Below are 23027 nucleotides of genomic sequence, written 5' to 3'. Positions count from 1 at the left end.
AAATATAAACTGTATTATTTTATTTTTATATCTTTTTTGAGTTTTTTCCAGTATTACTTCTGAATATAATCTTTTTTATAACAAAATCGAAAATCAACATGGCTAATAAAAAGAACAGATATTTTCCTATTGCATTTACCAAAGAAAACTGCTCCCCATTACTCATCTGTTCAAAATCATCTGAAAAAACAAAGGTAATCAGTGCATATATAAGGGTATACAATCCTATTTTTACAAAAAAATCCTTCATCATTCTTTATTTTTTGTATCTATAATGATAGTTACCGGACCATCATTTAAAAGCTGCACTTTCATATCGGCTCCAAAACTTCCGGTTTGTATAAGTTTACCCAAATCATACTGTAACTGTTTAATCAATTTTTCATACACCGGAATAGCCATATCGGGTTTTGAAGCTTTGATGTAAGAAGGTCTGTTTCCCTTTTTAACCGCAGCATGTAAAGTAAACTGGCTCACCAGAATAATATCTCCTCCCGCTTCCTTGACGGATACATTCATAATACCTTGTTCATCATTAAAAATACGTAAATTAATGATTTTTGAAGACAACCATTTAATATCTTCTTCCGAATCTGCATCTTCAATACCCACCAGAATAAGAAGTCCGGTTTTAATATCCGCTACTTTTTGATGTTCAATCGTAACCGAAGCTTCCGAAACTCTTTGAATAACTGCTTTCAATTATATCTTTTTTAATATTATTTTTTCTGTATTTTTTAAAATTACAGAATCGAAAAAAGTTTTTACCTGTGCATAATTTGTATTAGAAATTAAAGAATTTCGTTTTTCTAATTTATAAATTATACCCAACATATTATTTTCTTTTTGTACTATTTTATATTCAAAATTTAAACCTATCATTTCATCACTAATAATGGTCTTATTTTCTGGTATTTTTTCAACTATATAACCTTCGGGAATTTCCATATTAATCAATATATTTTGTGAACTCGGATAAATAAAATCAATTGGAAAGTCTCGTGTAGGCGATTTGAATTCATGTTCTGTTTCTGTAAAAAAGAGCATTGGATCGACGAATAATTTTTCACCAATAACATCAATACTATTTGAATCTGTAAAAGAATAGGAATACGTTAACGGTTTGTTTAAATCATTAAACCGTTGAATAAACAAATTATCTACTTTTAAACCTGCATAATTTGCACTTAGTCTTTTTTGGAAATCATCATTTGTAATCTTACCGTAGATTTCTCTTTTAACATAAGCATTGTACAAGTAATAATCTTCTTTTATTTTACCCACTACCTTATTCTCATCATTAATTGTTGCATTAATTTCAATTTTTAGGGGAGAAATAAAAGATGGATATAAATCCACTGTTTGAATCTTTTGATTTAAAAGATAAGCTCCCTTCCAGTTCAATGTATTTACAGGCAAAATATTCGGTGTCAGATTTTTATTTGTTGCATCTAACAAATATAGATTTCCTTCTATTTCTACTCCCGCAATTACATAGTTATACGATTGTAGTGTATTGTAGAGTTTAATACCATTTGATCGAGTGCTCAATAATATCGGATTTGCTTTAAAACCAGCTTTTTCAAACATGGCAATAAGAATTAAATTGATGTCAGCGGCACTACCTTCATTATTTTTATAAGCAGTACTTAAAGATGAAGTAGCATAAAAGGAATTTTTTTTGTTCCAGTTCATTTTATTTTTAACAAAATTGTAAATAAGCTCCATTTTAAGAATCTGATTGCCTTCAAAATCTTTTAATAATCCATTTAGGTCCGCATCAAAATAGTTTGTCTTTTTTAATTCTGTACCAAATGAATCAGACTTATAAATATGTTTTACCAAATCTTCATCTGTCATAGAAAATGATTTAACATTACCATTCCCATAATTAATGGAAACGAGAGAATGTTCTATAGTTGAGATATAATTTTCTATATTATTTACATAGTTTTCTTTTTTTATGGAAGGAATATCTGACAAAGAATACGTAATTTCATTTTCCATCAAGTTTACCAAAGCTGAATTAGATCCCTGCTTATACAATACATTTGCAAACCCCTTAGATTTATACATAGCATCACCGTTTTTCAGGTCAATTTGGATATCCTTTATATTCGTTTTTATTTTTGGTTGTAAAGAACCTCTAAAATAAGGCATGTAAGCAAAAAATTGAGGAACTAAAGTAGTTAACTCTGAATAATCTGTGGGAATATAGGTCTGGAAATTCCAATCAGGAAGCGTCATTAACAAAGGTGAATCTACTGTATAATCAAGTTCAATAATAGAGCCTTCACTTACATTTGGAAATGCTATTTTTTTTATAGACCAGTACTCATTGACTTTTTCTACAAATTCGCCATCACTTTTTAATTTAGTCTTAACAATCTTACCATCAACTAAATTATAAGTATTCGCTTCATTGATTTTAATAATCTCTCTTGTATTATTATTCTGTGAATAAAAGGAAATTGTTTTATTAGCCCAATCTAAACCTTCTTTTTTATATATTTTAAGTTTAAGTTTAACATTGTGTTTTATTTTATGATCTGATCCTGTGTAATAAAGTTCAGAATGACCTATTGAAAATAGTATAGCTGCCGGAGCATCCGATTCTTTGGAATGTTGAGTTTCCTTTAATTGTTCAACAGTTACTTTACCTATTTTTCTTTCCTGAGAATAGAATAAAAAGGTAAATAAAAACAAAAGAAGTGTAAGTAATGTTTTTTTCATGATTATAAGTTAGAGGTAAGTAAAATTTTTTGATTAATAACAGAAAAATACTGATTGAAAAAACTTCTTAAATCCGTTTGTTCTTCTTTAGTATATTGACCGGATTTCAATTCAAATGTATAATTCGCTTTTATCTGATTTGCTTCAATTAAAAAATCCGCTGCTATTTTTCCGAACTTATTATCTATAAGCAATTTTCGAGGCAAACTTTCAACTTTATAGCCTTCAGGTATATTTAATATAACTTCATTGATATCTACAAATCCTCTTTGGATGATAATATCCATCTTACGATTAGAGTCTCCGAGCGTAGAATACGTTTTTATTAAAGGATTTAAAGTAATCATCAAATAGGTATCTGCTTTTTTAGCAAATCCTGAAGAAGAAAATGCTAATTTTTCATCCATAGCATTTTCATTTTCTTGGAGTTGCAAAAACTGTTCTGAAAATGATAAATCGATAAGTTGACTAAATTCTTCTCTGTAATATTTTTGTTTATCAGTATCATCCAATTTACTGACTGACAGAATATCATCAAGTTTGCTTCCCAAATAACTTCGGTTTATTTTCGCCTTTAGGTTTCCTTTATTATCTATTGACGCTGCTACTGAGTTAAGATATTGATTGTCTTTGTCCTGATATTTTTTTGTTTTTATAATCTGCCCCTTATTCTCATCAATAATAAGTGCATATCTATTATCTGTAAAATTTGCTATATAACCAAAGGGATTGGTCTGGCTGGTGCATTCTAACCAAATGTAGTCATCTTTATAAGGAACAGCTAAAATAGCATGATTACCTTCCAAAGCAGTAAAATCAGGATCAATATCTCTTTGGGAGCTACCTCCATAAATGACAGTATAATAGGACTCAATGTTTATTGCTTTTAACAAAGCACGGGTATAATTCGTCAATGCTTTACAATCTCCATAACCTAACCGGTCTACATCTTTTGCTAACATTGGCTTCCATCCGCCAATACCTAATTGTACGCTTATATATCTGGTTTTATTTTGCACAAATTTGTATACAATTTTTATTTTATCCAAATCGCTGGAGAAATCTTTGGTCAAACTTTCTATTCTTGATACTGTTTCGGAGGAGAGTGACTCAGTCCCTTTCAAAAGATCATTATACATCCATGCACTAAATTCCTGCCATGAATTTGCTTTGCCGTCGTAACCCTCTAAATGAAAAACAGGCAACGAAAATCTCACATTCGGTAAGACTTGATATAAACTCGGGGACAAATATTCACGTTCAATTGCCTCAATATTACTTACTTCATATACCTTACTTCCGTTACTACTTTTATCATTAATACTGAAAACATTTGACTTTGTATTTTTCACTTTTAAATCGATTGATTCAGGATAATCCAATTGATATGTTGAATGAACAATGCTCTGATTGTAATTCTTCAATGGAAAATAATTAGGTACAAAAGCTGTATTGGTTGTTTCTATTACAGATTCAAAGTTTACAATAAAAGGAAAGTTACTATAATTTATGTCTAAAAATAAAATTCTGTCATCTGAAACCTCAAATCCCTGAGAAGTAGATTGTTCTTTAAAATCTTTCTTTTTATATTTTTTAATACTTTTTCCGGATATATCTAATAACTCTGCTTGGACATCTTTTACTTTAGTTGATTTTGAAAAGTAAACATAAGCATTTATATCTTCTATTCCCTTCTTATTCATAATCATAATACTCTTTTTCTGTGAAATATGCATATTTCTTACTGAAGAAATCTTGACATTTACATGTTCATCAAGTATAACAGAATTTACTTTTTTTAATAATTCCGGATTGATATCTTTATTTTGAGAAAATACCGCAAGCGGAAAAACCATTAAAAATAATAGTACTTTTAAATTCATAGTGTATTTTTGTTTTATAATTTACGGACTCTATCTATACATCCTGATTTTTACCATCAGCATACATATCTGTACGATAGTTTTCATCATCTCCTTCTAAAATCTGAAGATAACTTTTGTATCGTGACCAAAAAATTTCGTCATTATCCAATGCTTCTTTTACAGCACATTGAGGTTCTTCTTTGTGTAAGCAGTTATTGAACTTGCATTGGTCTTTTAAAGCGAAAAATTCAGGAAAATAGTCTCCTACTTCCTGTTTTTCCATTTCTACCATACCAAATCCGCGAATACCCGGTGTATCAATAATCCGGGCTCCAAAGCTTAAATCATACATTTCTGCAAAAGTTGTGGTATGTTGCCCTTGTTGATGCTGATCAGAAATCTCTTTTGTTTTTATGTTTAAATCAGGTTGTAATGCATTTACCAATGTTGATTTCCCTACTCCTGAATGACCGGTAAACATAGAGACTTTATCTCTCATCAAATCTTTTAATACTTCAAGCCCTTTGCGCTCTACAGCAGAAATACGGATACACTTATAGCCTACTTCGGTGTATATATGCTGCAGATAAAGTTGTTCATCTAATGTTGCTTCATCAAAAGTATCTACTTTATTAAATACCAGAACAGCTTCTATTCCGTAAGCTTCAGCCGTAGCCAGCAAACGATCGATAAAACTCGTCGTCGTCACAGGATTGTTAATGGTAACCAAAATAAAGAGCAGATCTATATTAGAAGCGATGATATGAACCTGTTTAGAAAGATTTACAGATTTTCTTACAATATAGTTTTTGCGCTCATGAATCGTATGAATCAACCCTGTGGTGGTATCTGCAGAAAGTTCTAACTCAAAATCGACTACATCTCCTACAGCAATCGGGTTGGTACTTTTAATTCCCTTGATACGAAACTTACCTTTAATTCTGCATTCATAGAAAGTTCCGTCAGTTGCCTTAACGGTATACCAGCTGCCGGTAGATTTATAAACGATTCCTGTCATATTTGATGCTAAAACTTATTTTTTATTTATAATTTTATCTTGTCTGTCAATACTTTCCTGATGAATGGCTTTGTACAAAGACGTTACAAAATCTTCTCCCAACTTGAATTGACTGCCTTCTGTTTTCATTTTATTCAATACTTCGCGCCATCTTTCTATTTGAAGGACCAAAGCATTTTGCTCTCTTTTAATATGCCCTATTTCATCGACAATAAGCATACGTTCCCCTAATATTTTCAGCATTGAAGTGTCGAGCTTATCAATACGTTCCCTATAGGTTTGCAATTTAATATTAAATTCATGATCCGTTTGGTTTACATCCCGAATTTGTAACCGTCCCATAATATCCAACAATTGTTCAGGCGTTACCTGCTGTGCCGCATCACTCCATGCTTCATCAGGATGAGTATGAGTTTCTATCATAAGCCCGTCAAAATGCAAATCTAATGCCTGTTGTGCTACTTCCTCAACTTTATTCCGGTTTCCGGTTATATGAGAAGGATCACATATCAAAGGTATATGTGGAAATTTTTCTTTGATATCTATTGCAATCTGCCATTCAGGCACATTTCGGTAATTGGTTTTTTCATAGGTTGAAAAGCCTCTGTGCACCAATCCCAATTTTTTAATCCCGGCATTTTGTAAACGCTCTACACCTCCTATCCATAAACTCAAATCAGGATTGACAGGATTTTTAATAAGAACAACTTTGTGGGTATTCTGAAGTGCATCAGCTATTTCCTGAACTGCAAAAGGATTAACCGTAGTACGTGCTCCAATCCATAATACATCTATATCATACTCTAAAGCCAGGCGCACATGTTCTGCGGTAGCTACCTCAATTGCCAGCAACATTCCTGTTTCTTTTTTGACCTGTTGCAACCATTTCAAACCGATGGCTCCTACTCCTTCAAAACCTCCCGGTCTTGTTCTTGGTTTCCAGATACCGGCTCTGAAAACAGATACGTTGCCTTTTATCGCATGAGCAATCTCCAATACCTGTTCCGGAGTTTCTGCACTGCATGGACCTGCAATCACAAACGGTTGTTCAGCGTTCAGATCTGTAAGCCAATTATTGAACGAGACTTTATTATTCATAGTACAAATTTACATCTTATTATTAAAAAACATACAGGCTTTTATTATTCTTACAGAATCGTTCTCCAAAACTTTAAAATAAATGATTTTATACCTACATTTGTTGAAAACCAAGCAGTATAAGTATGTCAATATACGTTAATAATATTTCTAAATTTTACGGAACTCAAAAAGCTTTAGATGCTATTTCTTTTACAGTAAATAAAGGGGAAATTGTGGGGTTTTTAGGTCCTAACGGTGCCGGAAAATCTACACTTATGAAGATTCTGACTACCTATATAAATGCTGATGAAGGAATTGCTAAAATAAATGAATTTGATGTTTCTAAAGAACTGAAAAAAGTTCAGAAATGTGTAGGCTATCTCCCGGAACACAATCCTTTGTATCTTGATTTATATGTCAGAGAATATTTAGCATTTAATACTGATGTGTATAAAGTTTCTTATTCAAGAATTGAGGAAGTGATACAACTGACAGGATTAACGCCTGAAGCCGGAAAAAAAATAGGAGAACTTTCTAAAGGGTATCGTCAGCGCGTTGGTTTGGCAACGGCATTGTTACACGACCCTGAAGTGTTGATTTTGGACGAGCCAACAACGGGATTAGATCCTAATCAATTGGTAGAAATCCGGGAATTAATTAAAAATATCGGTAAAAATAAAACGGTTTTTTTATCTACTCACATCATGCAGGAAGTAGAGGCTATCTGTGATCGCGTTATCATCATCAACAAAGGAAGAATCGTTGAAGACAAGAAACTGCAAAATGTATTTACTGCTGAAAACGAACAAATAATTGAAGTCGAATTTGATTATAAAGTGGAAGAAGAATTTATTAAAAGAATTCCGCATATAAAATCTTATACCAATACCCATGACAATCAATGGGAGCTTGTTTTTTTAGCCGATAAAGACATGCGTCCTGCTATTTTTGATTTTGCACAGGAAATGGGTTTAAAGACTCTGGCACTGAATACAAAGAACAAGAATCTGGAAACGTTGTTCAGGGAAAAAACGCAATAAAAGACTGTTGTCTTTAAAGTTATCGATAATATGAAATTACTTTTAATAGAAGATAATGAAGAACTCCTAAAAAGTATTTCCGATTACCTGACACATGAGAAAAACATTTGTGAAGTAGCGGGAACTTTTGATTCTGCAAGAGAAAAACTGGCACTCTATACTTACGACTGTATCATTCTTGATTTAATGCTTCCTGATGGAAACGGATTGAATCTACTCAAACTGATACGCAAAGAAGGTATCGAAAGTAGTGTTATCATTATTTCAGCTAAAGACTCACTGGACTTCAAACTGGCCGGATTAGACGAAGGAGCTGATGACTATATCATCAAACCCTTTCACCTGCCCGAACTTTATTCCAGGATCAAAGCTGTCATGAGAAGAAAGAACCACAATACCTCTTCTCTTTTGGAATTCAGAGAAATCACGGTTGATTTGCTTTCTATGGAGGTGACAGTTAATACAACCAAACTGAATCTTACAAAAAAAGAAACCTATCTTATTATTTATTTTATTAATAATGAAAACCGTGTAGTTACCAGACAGGCAATAGCTTCTCACCTTTGGGGTGATTATACAGACAATCTCGATAACTTTGATTTTGTGTACCAACACGTAAAAAATCTGAGAAAAAAAATTACGGATGCGGGAGGAGAAGATTATATCAGCACTGTATATGGATTAGGCTATAAATTTAATTCTTAAATGCGGCTCATTAATAAATATACCATAAGCTATGTACTTACTTCCTTTTTAGTATTAAGCATTGGTTTTACGATTATTTATGTAGCGGTAAAAAGAAGTCCGATACAGTCCACCATCGGAAAACTCCGAAACCTGAATACCTATGTTACATCAGAACTGCAAAAAGGTCAATCTATTGAAGACTTAAAAACATTCAATTATGTTTCTATATATAAACTGGGAACAGATTCCCTAAAAATTGATGAAATTATTTCGGAGCAACATCAGTGGAACGATCAGTTGCGTGATTCCATAAATCTGATTAAAGTAACTTCCTTTCCTTATATCAATCATCAATTATACAAAATTGAAAGCAGAGCTTCTCTTATTGAAGCAGATAATGAATACCTTACCGGTATTTTTATGGTATTTGCCTGGACCTTTATTTTTCTTCTCTCTCTGGTGGTACTCATCAGTCAGTTGATCTCTTCCCGTATCTTAGCCCCTTTTTACAGAACCCTAAGCGCCATTACTTCATTTAATATTGAAGATAAAGAACGTTTTAAACTCGAAAAAACCACTACCTACGAATTTAACCGACTCAACGCCTTTCTGGAAAAAATGGTAAAAAAATCTAAGAGCGATTATTTATCACTCAAAGAACTTACAGAAAATACCTCTCACGAATTGCAGACGCCCATTGCTGTTATTAAAGCAAAAATTGAATTATTAATGCAGACCGATCTCAATGAATACCAATTGTCAGAGCTATCAGTAATGTACAACGAGTTGAACCGTGTATCCCGTCTGCATCATGCTTTAAATCTGTTAACCAAACTTGAGCATTTTGAAATTACGGAGACACCATTGAATCTTTCTGAAGTAATCGAAAACAGTCTGTATTCCATACACGATCTGATTGAAATGCGGGAAATTAGACTATACACCGCAATAGAACCACATGTCTATATCAACTTTGATAAAAACCTCGCAGAAATTCTTTTTTCCAATCTCATCAATAACGCACTTAAGCATAATCAGGCTGACGGCAGTATTGAAGTTTCTTTAAATAGTGAAAAACTTGTCATCAAGAATACGGGTAAAAAACCTCCTTTTGCACCTCATCTGCTGTTCAAACGTTTTAAAAAAGATAATCAAAACACTTCTTCTATCGGAATAGGACTCGCAATTGTTAAAAAGATTGCAGATTTATATTCTTATAAAGTCAATTATGAATATATAGAAGGCAAACATATACTAACATTACAATTTTAAGACAAAAAACATCCTTTTGTTTAAAATATCAAAGAAAACACAAATTCTCTTCAAAATTTCTTCAAAATTAAATTGTTTGTTTGTAGTGTGAGTAATTAATCACTAATGCTCCGTTAACAACAATTCTACTTTAAAATGAAAAATCATATAATAAGAGATATTTGTTTCTGTTGGTTTGCATTATTCGCAACGCCTGTTTTTTCGCAGTCAGATTCACTAAAAAAAAACAGTGATGATATTGGCAGCCTGAAAATCAATTTTGATCCAAGCGGTCAAAAGTACATGCAAATCGGTATCTGGAATCAAACCTGGCTCCGATACATAGACAACAATCCCGGAACTCTGGTAAACGGAGAACCGGAACGCGGTACTTACGATGCCGGAATCCGTAGAATGCGGATATCTACATTAGCACAACTCTCTCCTAAGTTTCTTATGTTTTACCAAATCGGTTTTAATAATCAGACTTTTATTTCCGGCGGAGGATCGGGTACCGGAGCACAGGGAAACGGAAAGAAGGCTACTGTTTTTTTTCATGATGCCTATGGTGAATATACGCTGATACCGGAATTGGATACCGAAACAAAAAAGAAAAATAATTTCAGTCTGTATCTGGGTGCCGGATTGCACAGTTGGAACGGGGTCAGCAGGTTAACAAATGCCAGTTCCAGTAAAATGCTCACTGCTGATCTGCCGGTTTACAATTTTCCTACTATCGAAATTTCTGATCAGATGTCCCGTCAGTTTGGTGTATTTGTTCATGGTTCGTATAAAAAATTTACGTACCGCATGAATGTTAACAAGCCTTTTGCGACAAATAATGAACCTAAAATCGGAAATACAGCTGTTGATAATAATAAAGGTGATGTCTCTTTTGCCGGTTATTATTCGTATCAGTTTTTTGAAACAGAATCTCAAAAAACGCCTTTTCTTGCCGGAACATATCTGGGTTCAAAAAAAATATTGAATATTGGTGCCGGATTTTACTCTACTAAAAACGGAACAAAGACTCAGCCATCTGAAGGAGTTTATGAGAACCATGATATCCGCGTACTCGGTATAGATATTTTCAGTGAGCTTCCCCTTACTGATGACACTTATCTTTCTATTTACAGTGTGTATTATAATTATCAGTTCGGACCAAATTACTTGCGTACCACCGCATTGCTCAATCCCGGAACTGCTGATCCCGCGTATACCGGACAGACCGCACTGGAAGGAGCAGGAAACGGAAGAGTGCTGTTGGGAACTGGTTCTATCTGGCATACACAGTTTGCCTATATGCTGCCAAGATTCAGCAAGTCGGTACAAATTCAGCCCTATGTAACGTATGCGAGAAAAAGCATGGAAGCCTTGAATGAGACCGGCAATTACTATGATTTTGGAACAAACTTTTATTTTGTAGGTCACAATGCAAAAGTATCATTACAATATTCCAGCAGACCTCTTTACGATACAGAGACAAAAACCGTATTTAAACACGCAGGCGAAGTATTGATTGCCATGCAGTTCTTTTTATAATTAAACAACCTAAATAATCTATTATGAGTACTACCACAGTTTCAGGAAATGAAATGACCATGGCCCGAAGAATAAAGGCTATTATCAGCGGATCGGTCGGAAATTTAGTTGAATGGTATGACTGGTATGCCTATTCAGCATTTGCCATCTATTTTGCTCCGGTATTTTTTCCTTCAAGTAATAAAACCGCTCAATTATTAAATACAGCCGGGATATTTGCTGTAGGTTTTTTAATGCGCCCTATAGGGGGATGGATTTTCGGAAGTATAGCCGATAAAGCAGGAAGAAAATTTTCCATGACGTTATCCGTTTTACTGATGTCACTCGGATCCCTTTTGATCGCTTTGACACCTTCATTTGACACGATTGGTGTATTGGCTCCTATTTTACTGCTTATTGCACGATTGCTTCAGGGATTGAGTGTAGGTGGTGAGTACGGAACTTCAGCTACTTATTTAAGTGAAATGGCAACCTCTGACAAGAGAGGTTTTTATTCGAGTTTTCAATACGTTACATTAATCGGTGGTCAGTTGATTGCTTTGGGAATACAGTTGATTCTGCAACACTTGTTTTTATCAGATGAACAGATGCATGAGTGGGGATGGCGAATTCCGTTTTTCATAGGTGCTATTTTATCTTTAGTTGCTCTTTATCTTCGGTCGCATATGGAAGAAACAGAGGCTTTTAAACAATCCAAAAATGAGGTCGTAACAGAAGAGAAAAAACAAAAAAGTGAAGGTTCTATACGGGAATTACTAAAGCATCCGAAATCGTTAGCTATCGTAGTGGGTCTTACTTTAGGAGGTACGGTTGCTTTTTATACTTACAGCACCTATATGCAGAAGTTTTTATACAATACAGCAGGTTTCAGCAAAAATGAATCTACACTTATTACCTTTCTTTCTTTAGCTATTTTTGCAGGATTACAACCGATATTTGGTATATTGTCAGATAAAATCGGAAGAAAACCGCTGTTATTGGGTTTTGGTATTTTAGGAACATTAGCGACTGTACCCTTGTTGACAAGTCTGCAAAATGTATCTCCGGCAAACGGTATCTGGCAGGCATTTCTTATCATTATGATTGCGCTGATTATTGTTAGCGGTTATACATCTATTAACGCAGTTGTAAAGGCAGAGCTTTTTCCAACAGAAATCAGAGCTTTAGGAGTCGGATTTCCCTACTCTATTACAGTAGCTGTCTTTGGGGGTACAGCTGAGTATGTAGCGCTGTGGTTTAAGGAAATCGGTCACGAAGATTATTTTTACTGGTACGTAACAGCCTGTATTTTTGCCTCTTTACTCGTGTATTTCTTTATGAAAGATACCCGAAAAAACTCTACTTTTAATTCTTAATTTTTGGGAAAAAGATAAAAAAAATGCTAATCGTTTGATTAGCATTTTTTATCTCCAATTTATATTAGCTTTCCATATAAGCTTCAATCGGTGCACATGAGCAAACGAGATTTCTATCTCCAAACGCATCATCTACACGTCGTACTGAAGGCCAGAATTTATTTTCAGCAATATATTCTAAAGGATAAGCCGCCTGTTGACGGGAATAAGGTTGTTCCCAGTTTTCTGCCGTTAACATTGCCAATGTATGTGGTGCATTTTTCAATACATTGTTGGTATCCTCTGCTGTAACGCTTTCAATTTCTTTTCTGATTGAAATAAGGGCATCACAAAAGCGATCAATCTCTGCCACATCTTCAGATTCTGTAGGCTCAATCATCAAAGTTCCTGCTACCGGGAACGATACCGTTGGTGCATGGAAACCATAATCCATTAAACGCTTAGCTATATCCGTAACTTCAATTCCGTTTTGTTTGAACATACGACAGTCAACAATCATTTCGTGTGCTGCTCTGCCACATTCACCTGTATAAAGGATGGTAAAATGTTGCTCTAAACGTGCTTTCATATAGTTAGCATTCAAAATTGCCGTCTGTGTTGATTTCTTCAAACCTTCAGCTCCCAACATGGAAATGTATCCGTAAGAAATCAAACATACTAAAGCGGATCCGTATGGAGCGGCAGAAATTGCTGTAATAGCATTCTCTCCTCCTACTTTAACAACAGGATTAGTAGGTAAAAACTCTACCAGATGTTTTGCAACACAGATAGGTCCAACACCAGGTCCACCACCACCGTGTGGAATCGCAAATGTTTTATGTAAATTTAAGTGACAAACGTCTGCTCCAATCTTAGCCGGATTAGTTAATCCAACCTGAGCATTCATATTCGCACCATCCATATATACCTGCCCCCCATTTTCGTGGATAAGACTTGTAATTTCAATAATAGATGATTCGTACACACCATGTGTAGAAGGATAAGTAATCATCACACATGATAAATTATCTTTGTGTAAAAGTGCTTTCGCTCTTAAATCTTCCACATCAATGTTTCCTTCTTCAGTCGTTTTTGTTACCACTACTTTCATTCCTGCCATAGCAGCTGAAGCTGGATTTGTACCATGCGCAGAAGCTGGAATCAAAGCGATATTACGATGTCCTTCTCCTCTTGATTCATGGTAAGCTCTGATGACCATCAATCCGGCATATTCACCCTGAGCACCTGAATTAGGCTGTAATGTAGTTCCTGCAAAACCGGTAATTACATTTAATTGTGCTTCCAGTTTTTTCAACATTGTTAAGTATCCTTCTGTCTGCGATGCAGGAGCAAAAGGGTGTATATTGTTCCATGATGGTAAACTAAGGGGCAACATTTCTGCTGCTGCATTTAGTTTCATAGTACATGAACCTAAAGAAATCATGGAATGATTTAAAGCTAAATCTTTGCGCTCTAATTTCTTGATATAACGCATTAATTGAGACTCTGAGTGATATGTATTGAATACTTCATGTTGTAAAAACGGTGAAGTTCTTTCTAATTTTACAGGGATCAAAGCTTCTTGTGACAATTCCGTTACGGCTTCAAAAGGCTTTCCAGTTACTTCAGCAAAAATACTGATTACTGTATTTACATCTTTTAATGAAATCGTTTCATTGACAGATATTGATACGGTGTTGTTATCAGGATAGTAGAAATTCACTTGATTTCTCTCAGCGATTTCTTTTACTTTTGCCGCATCTGCTTTTATCAGAATAGTATCAAAATAGGCATCGTTTAATTGCTCAAAACCTAATTTCGTCAATTCATTTTCTATTGTTACCGCTTTTGAATGCACATCAGTTGCGATAAAACGAAGTCCCTGAGGACCGTGATATACTGCATACATACCAGCCATAACAGCCAGTAACACTTGTGCCGTACAAATATTTGAAGTCGCTTTTTCACGTTTGATGTGTTGCTCACGGGTTTGCAATGCCATTCGCAAAGCACGGTTACCATTCGCATCCTGAGATACTCCTATGATACGTCCAGGCATGGATCTTTTGTATTCTTCTTTAGTAGTGAAGAATCCTGCATGCGGACCTCCATATCCCAGAGGAATACCAAAACGCTGTGTAGTTCCTACAACAACATCAGCCCCCATTTCTCCCGGAGATTTTAAGCGTACCAAAGATAAAATATCTGCAGCCACAGCTACTTTGATATCTTTTGTTTTGGCTGTATTGATGAAATCAGAATAATCATATACCTGACCGTATTTACCCGGATATTGCAAGATGGCTCCGAAGAAATCTTCAGAAAAATCAAACTGTTCGTGATTTCCTACCACCAACTCAATACCAATTGGAGTAGAACGTGTTTGTAATACAGATAATGTCTGAGGTAAAATTTCTTCCGAAACGAAGAATTTATTAGCATTATTTTTCTTTTGGTCTCTTGTTCTTACATCAAATAGAAGAGCCATAGCTTCTGCTGCTGCTGTACTTTCATCTAATAGAGAAGCATTGGCAATTTCCATTCCGCTCAATTCAATAACGGTTGTTTGGAAATTCAATAATGCTTCCAATCTTCCTTGTGCAATTTCTGCCTGATAAGGTGTGTAAGCTGTGTACCAACCCGGATTTTCAAAAATATTTCTTTGAATAGCCGCCGGAACAATTGCTTCATTATATCCTAAACCAATCATGGATTTGAATACTTTATTTTTAGCACCCAAAGCTACAATATGCGACATATAGTCGTACTCCGTCATAGCAGGATCCAGCTCTAAATCTTTTTCTAAACGAATTTTATCAGGAAAAGTTTCAAATAATAATTGTTCAATATCTTTAACACCGATAGTGTTAAGCATATGCTGCATATCAGATGGTCTTGGACCGATATGTCTCAAAGCAAAAGCATTTGTTTTCATCTACGTAAAAAAAATAAAAAAAATTTAGTTGTGTTTTAATTTTTAAACAACAAAAATAAAGATAAATTCTTTTATTTTGCTTATAATAAGTATCAATTTTAATAAAGCAGAGAGAAATCAAGAATCAATTTTAGAGATATGTCAGCGCGTCCTTTATACGTTAAAGTTTTTGATCTTTATTTGAATTCCAGTATTCACGTAGGCATTGCTACCTCAGCTTTGGTACAGATGACGTACTATTTTGCAGCCATTCCTTCCGATCTGACTGTATTGTTGTTTATTTTTTCCGGAACCGTTTTCAGTTATAACGTTATAAAATATGCTCCTTATATTTCAAAAAAAGGGCTACCTACTCTGAGCTTAAAGATTATTTCTATTCTTACAGTATTCGCTGCTCTATCTGCTTCATATACTTTTGTTTTTCTTAATACAGCAGCAAAAACAGGTATTGCAGTTATCGGACTACTCTGTCTTTTTTATCTGATTCCGATTGCAAAAAACAAAAGCAACCTGAGAAATCTGGCAGGTATAAAAATTTATATTGTGTCTTTCTGTTGGGCAGCGGTTACATTAATTATTCCATTACTCAATGCCGATATTGCCATCAGTAATGATATTTTTTATAAGTTTCTACAACGTTTTATCCTGACACTGATATTGATTTTAATCTTTGAGATTAATGATTTGAAATATGATGATATCCGTTTAAGAACAGTGCCTCAAACCATCGGCGTACCCAAAACCAAATCGCTGATCTATTTCTTACTTCTTGCTTTCTACGGGCTTGAATTTCTTAAAATTGGTTATTATGAATACCAATGGTTTATCAATCTTATTTTAATAAGCATTACCGGAGTTTTCACCTTTTTTGCGAATGCACAACAATCAAAATATTATACGCTTTTTTGGGTAGAGAGTTTACCTATTGTATGGTATCTGCTGGTTTTATTATTGGGAAATAAATAATAACAAGCTTTTATTTTTTGAGGATGACAATACTCCTTAAAAAATGACATTAATTTTCGATGATCTTTATGGAGTATTTAGTTTCCGGAGGGATGAGTATTGCATCATACTTTTGAATGTAACTATTGATATTTTTACTCAAAGTAATATTATACCGGATACTTAATGTTTTCAATTTATTTAAATCTATGACACTCCATTGGTTTGAATCAACACAACCCAATAGTTCTTTACTTTCCTCATCCGCTACATCTTCTGTTTTTCCGGTTATTGGATTTTGAATGTATCTTGGAAATGTGATTATTGAAAATGATTTTGCACGATTGATGTTTGCCAACTCATAAATCATATTTCCTATTTCAGTATCACCGCTGAAACTTGTTCCTCTTGCTGTATGCACAGCACCCAACTTTACAATTACCTTGACTGTATCTTCTTTTGCTTTTTCAGAGTGATAGTATTCAGCGAAATTTTTTTTCATATTTTCAACTCTCCTATGCCAATACCCTAAGGTCAATTGATGGTTTATTTCCAAAGACAATTTGAATTGTTTTATTATAAAATTGTTCATTTCATTATCTGTAAGATCCAAAAAAACATTCATCTCCTTTGAATGCAACAAATTGTTCATCAGAGCAGGATTAAAATTATTTTCCCCTTTTTTATATTCAGACGCAACATACGAATACAGACTCTGGTATAGCTGTTTGGAGATTTTATTCTTATCCGAATTTTCATAGAGCATATCAATAATAGAAAGATAAGAACCATAGTTTTCAAAATCAATTCCCCATATCGCTATATCATATTTCATTAATTTTTCAAGCGTTTTTTCTTCTTCTATCGTACTAAAAAAACCAAATGGAGTCATATTTATTTGAGGCATATATTTTTCATAATATGATTTTAAAGAAACAGATTGCAACTTTAATTCCATAAGTTTCCGAGAGGCTACAGGTCCAATTTCAGCAGCATAATGGTTATATCCATTTTCTTTTAAATAAGGAATTAATCTCTCTGCAAATAGCTCTATGGCATGGATTTCATGTTGTTCACCAAGGAGTAAAAACTGCGATTCTACTATTTTCTTTTTTATAAATAAAGCGCCCTCTCCGTTAAAATTGCCTGAGGAATCCAAATAAAAATAAGAAGTCGATTCTTTGATTATCTCTTTATTAGTCTGAGCAAACAAAGTAACATTAATCAAAAGAAAACTAAACAAAACATACTTTTTCATCTGCCAATTATTAAAAAATCATAACCAACTTAATTACAAATAAATACGATCAAATTTATAGAAAAAATTTTATCCCATAGACATGTTTTTTTAAATAAAAAAATATTATTTATCCTATGTTAAATAAATTCTACTGTTTCCAAAAGAAATTTGCAGATCTAAATTATTAACAATATTATGAATTGGATTATTTTAATTATTGCCGGCTTATTTGAGGTTTTATTTACTTCATGTCTGGGAAAGGCCAAAGAAACAACCGGAACTGAAAGTTATATGTGGTATGGAGGTTTTGCTGTTGCCTGTATCATAAGTATGACATTGCTGATCAAAGCTACACAGTCATTGCCTTTAGGAACAGCTTATGCTGTATGGACGGGTATCGGAGCTGTCGGTACCGTTTTGGTAGGCATCTTTTTCTTTAAAGATCCGGCAAATTTTTGGAGGCTCTTCTTTATTACTACTTTAATCGGATCTATTATAGGATTAAAAGCAGTTTCACATTAATAACGTTAATTATTAACAGTTAAGAGTGCTTTAGGTTAAAATTACTCAAAACACTCTTTGTTTCATTTTGTAGCCATAACTTTGTATTTCTTTTGCAATTATCTTAAACTCATTGCAGCCATAATTTTATGACTACAAAACAAAAATATACCATCCTTTTAGTATTAGGAGGGCTTTCTGCTTTAGGACCATTTAGTATTGACATGTATTTACCTGCTTTTAAAGCTATTGCCCAAAGCCTGAAAACCGACTTATCTCATGTAGGATTTACACTGACCGGTTATTTTATCGGTATCAGCTTCGGACAACTATTTTATGGCCCTGTAACCGATAGATTCGGAAGAAAAAAACCTCTTATTTTCGGACTTTCCTTATATATTCTTGCAAGTATAGGGTGTGCACTTTCACCTACTATCGAATGGCTGATTGCTATGAGAGTATTACTTGCATTGGGAGGTTGTGTAGGAATGGTAGTCGGACGCGCTATTGTCAGAGACTTATTTCCCGTAAGTGAAATAGCAAAAATTTTTTCTATTCTGATGCTCATCGTAGGAATTGCCCCTATCATTGCTCCTACTATCGGCAGCTGGGTATTAACCGTTTCTGAATGGCGTACTATCTTTTATATTATGACCTCACTGGGAATGATATTACTGTTTTCAGTATTATTCTTTTTACCTGAAAGCCAGCCCAGAGAAGCATCTCATTCTCTGAGCATACCTACTATAATGAAAAACTATAAAGAAGTACTGTCTGATAAAACGTTTATTTTCTATGCCTTGATTGGAAGTCTTGCCATGTCAGGTATGTTTGCCTATATCAGCGGTTCCCCTTTTGTGTTTATGGAATATTTTGGTATTTCACAAAAAACATACGGTTTGATTTTTGGATTTAATGCTTTCGGATATATCTTAGGAAGTCAGGTAAACCGAGTAATGTTGAATAAATTTTCATCTAAAAAAATAGTTGTTTTTTCAGCCGTCGCACTGTGTACTATTGGTGTCAGTGGTATTGTTCTGCAAAATACTCAGTTGCTTACAGTAGAAATACTCGTTGCTCATTTGGTATGTTTTCTCTTTTGTCTGGGGCATCTGGTACCCAATGCAACTGCATTGGCTTTGACGCCATTTACAAAAAATGCAGGAAGTGCTTCTGCCCTTATTGGTTTTATACAAATGGTATTTGGTGCTTCTATGTCAAGTCTTGTGAGCTTTTTAGCTGATGACAGCTTATTTCCTATGATGATATGCCTTTTTATATGTGGAAGTGGGGTGTTTATGCTCATCGGTTTTGTACAGGTCAAAAACAGAAAAAAAAGATCTGGAGTTATCATAAACAAATAATACAGTTTGGATCTATATCCGAGGAATTAAACAGAATTTACTACATTTGATAGTTCAATTAAAATTTAGCATATGTTACAATTTTCAAAAATAATAAATTACGATTTTTCTTTTGTTTTTCTTATCAGCCCAACATCAGTTTTGGAAGGTAATTTTCCCGATTTTGTAAAAAAACAATATACGGATTTTCAAACATCTGAGACAAAAGAAGATTATCTAAAGATAGGAAAACAGTACTTTTTCTTTGTAAAAGAACAGTCTGATTTAGAAAAAATGCGTGTTTCGGGTTTTAATATCCGTCAGAAACTGGATAGAAAAGAAACAACCCTTACCATTCTTGGAAACGGAGAATCTGCACTGGCAGTTGCTGAAGGTCTGGCTTTGTCTAATTACCAGTTTTTAAAATATTTTAAAGATGCCGAAGATAAAAGAAATCATCTTGAACATATTTATTTAAACGGAAATATGGATACTGCCCGTATCAGTGAGCTTAATAATATCATCAAAGCGGTTTGCTGGGCAAGAGATATGGTAAATGAGCCTACTTCATTTTTAACAGCAGAACAGTTATCTAAAGAAATTGTAGCCATCGGAGAAGCTTCTGATTTTAAAGTAGAAATACTTGAGAAAGATGAAATAGAACAATTAAAAATGGGTGGTTTATTAGCTGTAAATAAAGGTTCTGTACAACCGCCGACATTTACAATTCTCGAATATAAACCTGAAAACCCTGTTAACAGCAAACCTGTTGTTTTAGTAGGTAAAGGAGTGGTATATGACACAGGAGGTCTTTCATTGAAACCAACTGCGGGTTCTATGGATTCTATGAAATCGGATATGGGTGGCGCTGCCTGTATGGCAGGTACTATATATGCTGCTGCATTGAACAAGCTGAATGTACATCTTATTGGATTGATTCCGGCAACTGACAACAGACCCGGTGGAGATGCGTATGCACCAGGCGATATCATTACGATGTTTGACGGTACTACTGTAGAAGTGCTCAATACTGACGCTGAAGGAAGACTTATTTTAGGAGATGCTATTGCGTATAGTAATCAATATGAACCGGAACTGATAATTGATGCCGCAACTCTTACCGGAGCAGCATTGGTAGCAGCTGGGACACGAGCAGCCTGCATGATGAGTAATGCATCTGATGCTGTAAATAATTCTTTATTGAATGCAGGTAATCATGTATACGAACGTATGGTACACCTACCTTTGTGGGACGATTATAAAGAGCAGATCAAATCTTCAGTTGCTGATTTAAAGAATATTGGTGGCCGATATGCAGGTACCATCACAGCAGGGAAATTTTTAGAGCATTTTGCACAATATCCTTTTGTGCATTTAGATATTGCAGGACCAGCTTTTACTGAAAGTCCTGAAAATTACAAAGGATTGGGCGGTACAGGAACTGGTATCCGTGCACTCTCCCATTTTCTTGCACATTATAATAAATAAATTCTTGTTTTTGAAAGATTATATAAAAAAAGAAGCTTTAAAGCTTCTTTTTTTATTGTTTGGTTAATACATAATGTTCTTTCAGAGCACCATCAATTTCATTTCCTTCCTGATCTAATTGTATCAGTTTATTCTCCCCTACTTTTAATTTAACATCAGTATCTTTACCTTTAAGATGTACTACCGAACCATCGTGCCACATAATAGTCCCCTTATCTTCAAAAGTTGTTCTTTCAGTACCTGCTTTTGCTCCCATATAGGTTGCTTTATGCGTAAATGTTTCATCCTTATTAAGAGTAATCACCGTTTCTATTCCTTCACAATCAGCACATGGAAGCGTTCCTTTATAAGTTCCAGCCCAGTCCAGTGAATTTTCGGAAGTATGAGAATGTCCGTCATGATTCATGGTAGTGGTGTCTTTGTTAACACCATCCATACCATCGGTTGTTGTTTCTTTCTTTTTACAGGATACTAAAGCGATTCCTACAAAGGCGATTGCTAATAAACTTTTTTTCATATTCATATCTTTTTAATTTTGTGTTCTAAACTGCTATTATTACTATTATAACGTAAAGTATATTACTTAAAGATACTATTTTTTCTGTAGAAAAATCAAAAAACAGTATCTTTAATAAAAAAAGAATGAATTCGTTTTATCCCCTGCTGCATAAGCAACGTACTTTCTTTAACGCAAACCATACACTTGTTTTAGAGAATAGAAAGCAACTTCTTACGGCTTTAAAAACAAATATCGAAAAGAAGGAAGCAAAGATACTCTCTGCATTGCAGCAAGACTTTAAAAAGTCTCCCTTTGAAGGATTTGTTACAGAAATTTCGATTTTGTATCTTGAAATTGATCATCATCTGAAAAATCTGAACAGATGGAGCCGTCCGAAAAGGGTACGTTCTTCTTTACTTAATTTTCCTTCTTCAGAATATATTTATAAACAGCCTTACGGATCCGTACTGATTATCGCACCCTGGAATTATCCTTTTTTATTAGCGATCAGACCTTTGATAGCTGCCATAGCAGCAGGAAATACGGTAGTGCTAAAACCCTCTGAACTCACTCCTTATACTGCATTAATTCTGGAAGAACTTATAAGGGAAACATTTCAAAGTGAATGGGTAACAACTGTTCTTGGTGATGCAGATGTGACAACGAAGCTACTCGAAAATAAATTCGATAAAATTTTTTTTACCGGCAGCACGCAGGTAGGTAAAATAATTTATCAGTCGGCAGCAAAACACCTGACCCCGGTTGTATTGGAACTTGGAGGAAAAAGCCCCTGTGTGATTACAGAATCTGCAAATCTGGAATTGGCGGCTAAGAGAATTGTCTTCGGTAAATTTGTAAATGCCGGACAAACCTGTATCGCACCCGATTTTATATGGATTGCAAAAAAAAGTAAACCAAAATTTATCGCGTTGCTACAACAATATATTCTTGATTTCTATGGTTCGGATATTCAAAACAATACAGATTATCCGAGAATCATCAATGCAAAAAATTTCAACCGCTTGATTCGTTATCTGCAACCCGAACAGATCATTTTTGGAGGTGTACACGATGTAAAGGAACTTTATATAGCACCTACAATACTTGACAATGTAAACTGGCAGGATCCTGTGATGCAGGAAGAAATTTTCGGACCTGTTTTACCAATAGTTACGTATGATGACTTGGAAGAAGTGATATTATACAATCAGCAAAATGCGAAACCTCTTGCTTTCTACATGTTTTCAGGCGAAATTGAAAAAGCAAAAAAGTTTATGGACAAATTACAATTTGGAGGCGGTTGTATCAACGATGTCCTTTCTCATATCATCAATCTCAGAGTTCCTTTCGGAGGTTTTGGAGAAAGTGGTATGGGTAATTATAATGGCAAATTTTCTTTTGATGCCTTTAGTCATTCTAAAACGATAGTCCATAGAAAAAACTGGCTGGATTTAAAGATGAAATATCCTCCCTACCAAAATAAATTGACATTTATAAAAAAAATACTTTCATTGTTAAAATGATGC

The 23027-nt window shown here is 34.3% G+C and carries 19 protein-coding genes; 10 read left to right on the top strand and 9 right to left on the bottom strand.

The window, feature by feature from the left end; translation table 11 throughout:
- Positions 1-25 precede the first annotated feature (25 nt).
- From QW060_RS04965 to QW060_RS04940, 6 genes are read right to left on the bottom strand one after another with little or no spacing between them, the layout of a single operon-like run.
- Entirely contained in the window at positions 26-253 is a 228-nt protein-coding gene (locus tag QW060_RS04965) for a hypothetical protein (RefSeq protein ID WP_290362549.1), read from the bottom strand.
- The gene (gene dtd / locus QW060_RS04960) at positions 250-702 is read right to left on the bottom strand and encodes a D-aminoacyl-tRNA deacylase (RefSeq protein WP_290362548.1); all 453 of its coding nucleotides are present in this window, start codon (positions 700-702) and stop codon (positions 250-252) included. The genes QW060_RS04965 and dtd overlap by 4 nt, the downstream gene beginning before the upstream one ends.
- Positions 703-2733, bottom strand: a complete 2031-nt coding sequence (locus tag QW060_RS04955; RefSeq protein ID WP_290362547.1) for a DUF3857 domain-containing protein — start codon at positions 2731-2733, stop codon at positions 703-705.
- 2 nt (positions 2734-2735) lie between these two features.
- Complete coding sequence (locus QW060_RS04950; protein ID WP_290362546.1) at positions 2736-4616, bottom strand: DUF3857 domain-containing protein; 1881 nt, start codon at positions 4614-4616, stop codon at positions 2736-2738.
- A 34-nt stretch (positions 4617-4650) separates the two neighbouring features.
- On the bottom strand, positions 4651-5616 hold the full coding sequence (rsgA, locus tag QW060_RS04945; RefSeq protein WP_290362545.1) for a ribosome small subunit-dependent GTPase A: 966 nt from the start codon (positions 5614-5616) through the stop codon (positions 4651-4653).
- A gap of 15 nt (positions 5617-5631) precedes the next feature.
- Positions 5632-6714: a chorismate mutase gene (locus QW060_RS04940; protein ID WP_290362544.1), complete on the bottom strand. Its 1083-nt coding sequence runs from the start codon at positions 6712-6714 to the stop codon at positions 5632-5634.
- Positions 6715-6839: 125 nt separating this feature from the next.
- Here QW060_RS04940 and gldA point away from each other — a divergent pair, with 125 nt between their 5' ends.
- From gldA to QW060_RS04915, 5 genes are all read left to right on the top strand, one after another.
- Positions 6840-7736 (top strand): gliding motility-associated ABC transporter ATP-binding subunit GldA, encoded by an 897-nt coding sequence (gene gldA / locus QW060_RS04935; RefSeq protein WP_290362543.1) that lies wholly within the window; start codon positions 6840-6842, stop codon positions 7734-7736.
- A 30-nt stretch (positions 7737-7766) separates the two neighbouring features.
- Positions 7767-8441, top strand: coding sequence for a response regulator transcription factor (locus tag QW060_RS04930; protein WP_290362542.1), 675 nt, complete (start codon positions 7767-7769; stop codon positions 8439-8441).
- On the top strand, positions 8442-9695 hold the full coding sequence (locus QW060_RS04925) for a sensor histidine kinase (protein WP_290362541.1): 1254 nt from the start codon (positions 8442-8444) through the stop codon (positions 9693-9695).
- 135 nt (positions 9696-9830) lie between these two features.
- A complete protein-coding gene (locus QW060_RS04920; protein ID WP_290362540.1) occupies positions 9831-11216 on the top strand; it encodes a porin in 1386 nt (461 codons plus the stop codon).
- Positions 11217-11239: 23 nt separating this feature from the next.
- Complete coding sequence (locus QW060_RS04915) at positions 11240-12571, top strand: MFS transporter (RefSeq protein ID WP_290362539.1); 1332 nt, start codon at positions 11240-11242, stop codon at positions 12569-12571.
- Between the two features lie 64 nt (positions 12572-12635).
- Here QW060_RS04915 and gcvP read toward each other — a convergent pair whose 3' ends face one another.
- Positions 12636-15485, bottom strand: coding sequence for an aminomethyl-transferring glycine dehydrogenase (gcvP, locus tag QW060_RS04910; RefSeq protein ID WP_290362538.1), 2850 nt, complete (start codon positions 15483-15485; stop codon positions 12636-12638).
- 138 nt (positions 15486-15623) lie between these two features.
- On the opposite strand from gcvP, the gene QW060_RS04905 reads away from it, so the two are divergent.
- Positions 15624-16451: a UbiA prenyltransferase family protein gene (locus QW060_RS04905; protein ID WP_290362537.1), complete on the top strand. Its 828-nt coding sequence runs from the start codon at positions 15624-15626 to the stop codon at positions 16449-16451.
- A 49-nt stretch (positions 16452-16500) separates the two neighbouring features.
- Here the strand turns inward: QW060_RS04905 and QW060_RS04900 are convergent, their stop codons facing one another.
- Positions 16501-17688, bottom strand: coding sequence for a hypothetical protein (locus QW060_RS04900; RefSeq protein ID WP_290362536.1), 1188 nt, complete (start codon positions 17686-17688; stop codon positions 16501-16503).
- Positions 17689-17865: 177 nt separating this feature from the next.
- Between QW060_RS04900 and QW060_RS04895 the strand changes: the two genes are divergently transcribed.
- The 3 genes from QW060_RS04895 (at position 17866) to QW060_RS04885 (ending at position 21002) form a co-directional block, all read left to right on the top strand.
- Positions 17866-18192, top strand: coding sequence for a DMT family transporter (locus QW060_RS04895; RefSeq protein ID WP_290362535.1), 327 nt, complete (start codon positions 17866-17868; stop codon positions 18190-18192).
- Between the two features lie 128 nt (positions 18193-18320).
- Positions 18321-19535, top strand: a complete 1215-nt coding sequence (locus tag QW060_RS04890) for a multidrug effflux MFS transporter (RefSeq protein WP_290362534.1) — start codon at positions 18321-18323, stop codon at positions 19533-19535.
- A 72-nt stretch (positions 19536-19607) separates the two neighbouring features.
- A complete protein-coding gene (locus tag QW060_RS04885; RefSeq protein ID WP_290362533.1) occupies positions 19608-21002 on the top strand; it encodes a leucyl aminopeptidase family protein in 1395 nt (464 codons plus the stop codon).
- A 52-nt stretch (positions 21003-21054) separates the two neighbouring features.
- On the opposite strand, the gene QW060_RS04880 is transcribed toward QW060_RS04885, so the two are convergent.
- Positions 21055-21519 carry a copper resistance protein NlpE gene (locus QW060_RS04880; protein WP_290362532.1) on the bottom strand — a complete coding sequence of 155 codons (465 nt, stop codon included), beginning with the start codon at positions 21517-21519 and terminating at the stop codon, positions 21055-21057.
- Positions 21520-21644: 125 nt separating this feature from the next.
- Here QW060_RS04880 and QW060_RS04875 point away from each other — a divergent pair, with 125 nt between their 5' ends.
- The gene (locus tag QW060_RS04875; RefSeq protein WP_290362531.1) at positions 21645-23024 is read left to right on the top strand and encodes an aldehyde dehydrogenase; all 1380 of its coding nucleotides are present in this window, start codon (positions 21645-21647) and stop codon (positions 23022-23024) included.
- The last annotated feature ends 3 nt before the right edge of the window (positions 23025-23027 follow it).

The sequence above is a fragment of the Paenimyroides ceti genome, from assembly GCF_030409925.1.
The sequence above is the reverse complement of the archived record's forward strand: the minus strand, read 5'-3'. Positions and strand labels throughout refer to the sequence as shown.